Annotated in this window: 5 protein-coding genes; 4 read left to right on the top strand and 1 reads right to left on the bottom strand. The window is 55.6% G+C overall.

Annotation, left to right across the window (positions count from 1 at the left end):
- From Q672_RS29400 to thrH, 3 genes are all read left to right on the top strand, one after another.
- Positions 1-970: 5'-nucleotidase (locus Q672_RS29400; RefSeq protein WP_022986103.1), on the top strand; the 970-nt coding region annotated here is incomplete at its 5' end.
- 81 nt (positions 971-1,051) lie between these two features.
- A complete protein-coding gene (gene cysB, locus Q672_RS29405) occupies positions 1,052-2,026 on the top strand; it encodes an HTH-type transcriptional regulator CysB (protein WP_022986104.1) in 975 nt (324 codons plus the stop codon).
- A gap of 289 nt (positions 2,027-2,315) precedes the next feature.
- Positions 2,316-2,933 carry a bifunctional phosphoserine phosphatase/homoserine phosphotransferase ThrH gene (gene thrH, locus Q672_RS29410; RefSeq protein WP_022986105.1) on the top strand — a complete coding sequence of 206 codons (618 nt, stop codon included), beginning with the start codon at positions 2,316-2,318 and terminating at the stop codon, positions 2,931-2,933.
- A gap of 200 nt (positions 2,934-3,133) precedes the next feature.
- Here thrH and Q672_RS29415 read toward each other — a convergent pair whose 3' ends face one another.
- Entirely contained in the window at positions 3,134-4,249 is a 1,116-nt protein-coding gene (locus tag Q672_RS29415; RefSeq protein WP_022986106.1) for an anthranilate synthase component I family protein, read from the bottom strand.
- Between the two features lie 306 nt (positions 4,250-4,555).
- Between Q672_RS29415 and filA the strand changes: the two genes are divergently transcribed.
- Positions 4,556-5,377, top strand: coding sequence for a putative pilus system protein FilA (filA, locus tag Q672_RS29420; protein WP_022986107.1), 822 nt, complete (start codon positions 4,556-4,558; stop codon positions 5,375-5,377).
- Positions 5,378-5,418 lie beyond the last annotated feature (41 nt).

Raw genomic sequence — 5,418 nt, forward strand, 5'->3', positions numbered from 1 at the left:
GGAGTTATTCAGAGGTTCCCTGGTTAATGAAAGCCCCAAACAGTTGGAATGGACTATGCCGGTTTCGTTTGATGGAAAGTTGGTGGTAGCGATCAGTTCGCGAGCCCTGTTTGATCTTTCAGACAGCCACCAGGTTTATTTGGAGCAAGGGCTGGAAGCGTTTCAGGATTATCAGGTCAATCACGAAGAGGATGTGTTGGCCCCGGGTGATGCCTTCCCGCTGGTACAAAAGCTGCTGGCCATCAATGAGCTGGATGAAGGTAAGGGCAGGGTAGAGGTGATCCTGCTATCGAGAAACAGCTCTGACACTGGCCTGCGCGTGTTCAACTCCATTGAGCATTACGGTTTGCCGATCACCCGTGCTGCCTTTGCCGGGGGGGAAAGTCCCCACCGTTACGTCTCGGCGTTTGGGGCGCACCTGTTTCTTTCCACTGATCCCGGAGATGTTCAGCAAGTCCTGGAAGCCGGCTATGCGGCTGCCACGATTCTCTCGGGCGGCCAGTGCCAACGGCCCGATGGCATCTTGCGGATTGCCTTTGATGGAGATGCGGTGCTGTTCTCGGATGAGTCGGAACAGATCTTCCAGAGCGATGGGCTTGAAGCCTTTACCGAAAACGAAAAGCGCTCCGCCAGGCAGCCTATGGATGGCGGGCCTTTCAAGCCGTTTCTGGCGGCTCTGCACCAGCTTCAGAACAGCTTTCCCGTGGAAAGCTGCCCAATCCGCACGGCACTGGTCACTGCCCGCAGTGCTCCGGCCCATGAGCGGGTGGTACGCACATTGCGGGAATGGGATATTCGCCTGGACGAAAGCCTGTTCCTGGGCGGGCTCGCCAAGGGAGATTTCCTGAGAGCCTTCGGCGCCGATGTCTTCTTTGATGATCAGCAGGGGCATTGTGAATCTGCCTCCCGGCACGTTGCCGCGGGTCATGTACCCCATGGTATTGCCAACCGGCGAAAGCAGGAGGGTTAGTCTCCCTATGCGTGCTATGCGCGGAACGCATAATTCCTTATATTCTTATAACCGGTATAGGATCAGCTTGCGGAGGCAAGGATGAAACTGCAGCAACTACGCTACATCTGGGAAGTCGCGCGCCATGATCTGAATGTGTCTGCCACCGCTGCTGCGCTCTACACCTCGCAGCCGGGTATCAGCAAGCAGATCCGCATGCTGGAAGACGAACTTGGGGTTGAGGTCTTTGCTCGCAGTGGCAAGCACCTGACCCATATCACTCCAGCCGGGCAGGCGATTCTGCGCATTGCCGGCGAAATTCTCCAGCAGACCGAATCCATTCGTCGTGTCGCCCAGGAATTCCGTGATGAGTCTCGCGGTGAGCTGAGTATCGCCACTACCCATACCCAGGCACGCTACGCCTTGCCGCCGGTGATCCATCAGTTCACCCGACTGTTCCCGGATGTCTCCCTGCATATGCATCAGGGTACGCCCATGCAGATTTCCGAGATGGCGGCTAATGGCAGTGTCGATTTCGCGATCGCCACAGAAGCCCTGGATCTTTTTTCAGACCTGATCATGATGCCGTGCTACCGCTGGAACCGTACGGTCGTCGTTCCCGAGGGGCACCCACTCACGAAGATAACACCCCTGACCCTGGAAGCACTGGCGGAATTCCCGATTGTGACCTATGTGTTTGGTTTCACTGGCCGCAGCAAGCTGGACGACGCCTTCACGGACAAAGGGTTGGAGCCCAAGGTGGTATTCACCGCCGCCGATGCCGATGTGATCAAGACCTACGTGCGCCTGGGGATGGGGGTAGGGATCATTGCCCATATGGCAGTGGACCCGGTTGAAGACAAGGGCCTTGTCGCGCTGGATGCCAGCCACCTGTTTGAATCCAGCACCACCCGAATCGGCTTCCGCAAGGGGACCTTCTTGCGGGGATTCATGTACGACTTCCTCAAGGCATTTGCACCTCACCTCAGCCAGAACCTGGTAGAAGCCGCGATCAAGGCGAGTAACAGGGAAGAGCGTGAAGCTCTGTTTGCCGACATTGAATTGCCCGTCCGCTAGAATCCGCTCGCCAGGGGCCACAGCGTGCACTATGTGAAACCGCTTGATTCGGTGCTTTGTGCCTTATCTGTTGATGTGTCTTGCCCAATGAGTGCTCTGGGCAAGTGGGTCCTGTGCACTTTCAGCGCCCCCGTCCCCCGAGAATTCTGCCCCCCCTGAAGCCTGTTGAGGGTTCTCCTGCGTGGACGCTGTGCTCTGAGTGCAGAACCGGCCTTTATCTGGCGCCAATTGATTTCTATAGGGCTCGCAGCTACATTGTGCGCGCCTGATCAACCCATAGGGGAAAACCGTGGAACTGCTCTGTCTGGACCTGGAAGGGGTGTTGATTCCTGAAATCTGGATCAACTTCGCCGAGAAAACCGGCATTGAGGAACTTCGTGCCACCACCCGGGACATCCCGGACTACGATGAACTGATGCAGATGCGTCTGCGCATTCTGGATGAGAAAGGCTATGGCCTGCCTGATATCCAGGAAGTCATCGATACCCTGGACCCATTAGAGGGCGCCAAGGAATTCGTTGATTGGGCCCGTGAGCACTTCCAGCTGATCATCCTGTCGGACACCTTCTACGAATTCGCCAAGCCGTTGATGAAGAAGCTGGGCTGGCCGACCCTGTTCTGTCACCGCCTGGAAGTCGATGAGAGCGGCAAAATCACTGATTACAAGCTGCGCCAGAAAGACCCCAAGCGCATGTCTATCAAGGCCTTCCATAGCCTCAATTATCACTGTATCTCCGCCGGCGATTCCTACAACGACACGACCATGTTGTCTGAAGCCGAGCAGGGCATCCTGTTCCATGCTCCGGAAAACGTCATTGCCGAATTCCCGCAATTCCCGGCGGTACACAGCTACGAAGACCTGAAAAAAGAAATCGTCAAGGCCAGCCCGCGCGATATCCCGCTGTAACACGAAGCCGGTCACGCCTTGTAGGGGGCCTGCCTCGCCAGCGACTGTCTGTGATGCTCCTGTGGGGGCTCGGTTGCTGGCGTTTCCTGGCCAACGACGATCCATCGCTGGCAGGCAGGCTCCCACAAGGGCTTTAGGCGCAAATGGGCGAATGTGCCTCTCCGCCATTATTGTCAAATCCCCTCTGCCCGGATCCAGCCTTACAAAAAAGCGTCTTCCAGCGCCCCCATCAGTTTCGCGACCTTGAAGTAGCTCTCCTCGTATTCGGCTTCCGGTTCGGAATCAAACACGATCCCCCCGCCACCATGACAATAGATCCTGTCTCCCTCCGTCTGCATGGTGCGGATCAGGATATTGCTATCCAGGTTGCCCTGATCATCCATCCAGAAGAAGCTGCCGCAATAAGCACCCCGCTCGAAAGGTTCGAGCTCATGAATAATTTCCATGGCGCGTTTTTTGGGTGCACCGGTAATCGAACCGCCGGGAAACGCTTGCCAGAGAGCCTCCAGTGGGGAGATGCCATCGCTGAGCTCGCCGTTTACTGTGCTGACAAGATGCTGAACATTGCTGAATTGTCGTAGTTCAAACAGCGGCGAGGCACTGATCGAGCCTGGCTTGCAGCAGGCCCCAAGATCATTCCGTAGAAGATCAACGATCATCAGATTTTCAGCTTTGTCTTTCGGATTGGCCTGCAATTCCTGGGCAAGGATGAGATCGTCTTCCGGGGTTGCGCCCCGGGGCCGTGAACCCTTGATCGGTTCGCTGATCATCTTGCCCTGGCGGATGGACAGAAAACGCTCTGGTGATACACCAAAGATCTGTTGATCGCCAGTATCAAAATAGCAGCTATGGGGGGCGGGGTGGGCAGCATCCAGTGCGAGCCATGCCGAGAGGGCCGAGCCACTGAAAGGAGCGGAAAAGCGCTGCGCCAAATTGACCTGGTAACAATCTCCAGCCTCAAGGTAACGCCGAATTTGTGACAGGGACTGGAGGTATTCGCCTTTCGATTGATCTGGTTTGAAGGCCCCATGCAGGCGGAAGTCCCCGGGATCCTCCCCCGAGTCAGCCAATAACATGGGTGGTTCTTTATATAGGTATAGCGTAACCGGCAGGGGGGCTACCCGCAGGTTGTGCCGCCAATGGCCACTTTCATAGGGCAGCAAGCCGCAGACAAATCGGTATCGTGTCCCGAGTTCGCGCTTCACCTGGGTCATGCAGGCCCGCATGTCATCCTCGTTCGAGGCGATAAGGGTCAGATCGGGCTGGGGCAGGGCAAGAAGTTGCCCCCCGGAGCGGTATAGGCAGCGTGTAATCATGTCACCGGTTCATTTTTGGGCAACGCTAGTTTACCTGTTACAGAAAAGGGTGCCTATCCTGTTACTGGCAGTAACAGATTATGCGATTGCCGAAAGCTGGCCTGGGAATATTTTGCTGATACATTCGTGCCACTGTTTAATAAATCCTTTTATATCAGCGGGATAGAGGTTGGCGTTGGAGACAAAAAGTTTTGTAACGGACGCATTGGCTTTTGTAACTGTTGTGTTAACGTAAATGCGTGCTCTGCGAGAACCGGGGCGCACTATAAGCATTACAACAACGTTGTGCACACGAGGAGAATAACAATGGGTTTCAAGAAACTTGCTCTTGCAGCAGCCGTAGCCGCCGCGCCCATGAGCGCCCTGGCTCTCGAGCCGATGCAGGACGATGCGCTGTCTGACGTAACGGGTCGTGACGGTATCACCATTGGTCTGGCAACTGATATTTCTGCTGGTCTTAAAATTCACGACACCGATGGCCTCGCTAACGGTGCTGGTGCTCTGGTTATCGATGGCTTTGCTATCACCCGCGCCAATACGACTGATCAGATTTCCCTGATTATCGACGCAGACGACGGTAACGCTACTGGCACTGATGCGCCTTACCTGAACATTCAGGTAAGCCTGCCTGCTGACCTGTCAGTTAACCTGGGTACTTTGGGTGTTGCGTCCTCCGGTCGTGACGACACTACTCCGGCCTGGTCTACGGCCAATACTGTTTCCAGTATTGTGACTCTGGGTACCCTTACTCTGGGTGCGACCACCATGAACATTCAGCTGGGTAACGAGCCTCAGGGCAACATGATTGCTCTGAATACCTCCATTACTGGCGGTGTTTCCCTGAGCGGCTTCTCTGTTTCTGATGCCGGCGGTTCGGTGTCTGGCGGCTCTCTGACTACTGACCTGTCTGTAGTCGATAGCGGTGGCGCCAACCTGACTGTGAACACTGGCATCGATATTTCTGCTAGTGGTCTGGTCATCGGCCTGGATAACATCGGTGATGCCACCAACGGTATCGATGTTCGTATGGCTAACCTTACCCTGGGTGATGGCACTGCTTCCGCTCTGGGTGATGTGGAGCTGATCGGCCTGGATCTGACGGGTAACCTGATTATCTCTGGTCACTAAGCCGTCACCGGCTACAAAAAAGCCCGGCATTGCCGGGCTTT

Origin of the sequence: Alcanivorax sp. P2S70 (assembly GCF_000475295.1) — a bacterium.
GTDB lineage: Bacteria > Pseudomonadota > Gammaproteobacteria > Pseudomonadales > Alcanivoracaceae > Alcanivorax > Alcanivorax profundi.

Bases quoted from the DNA above. Each gene is read 5' to 3' on its own strand.
- Q672_RS29415 (WP_022986106.1), bottom strand. From the start codon at position 4,249: ATGATTACACGCTGCCTATACCGCTCCGGGGGGCAACTTCTTGCCCTG.
- cysB (WP_022986104.1), top strand. From the start codon at position 1,052: ATGAAACTGCAGCAACTACGCTACATCTGGGAAGTCGCGCGCCATGAT.
- filA (WP_022986107.1), top strand. From the start codon at position 4,556: ATGGGTTTCAAGAAACTTGCTCTTGCAGCAGCCGTAGCCGCCGCGCCC.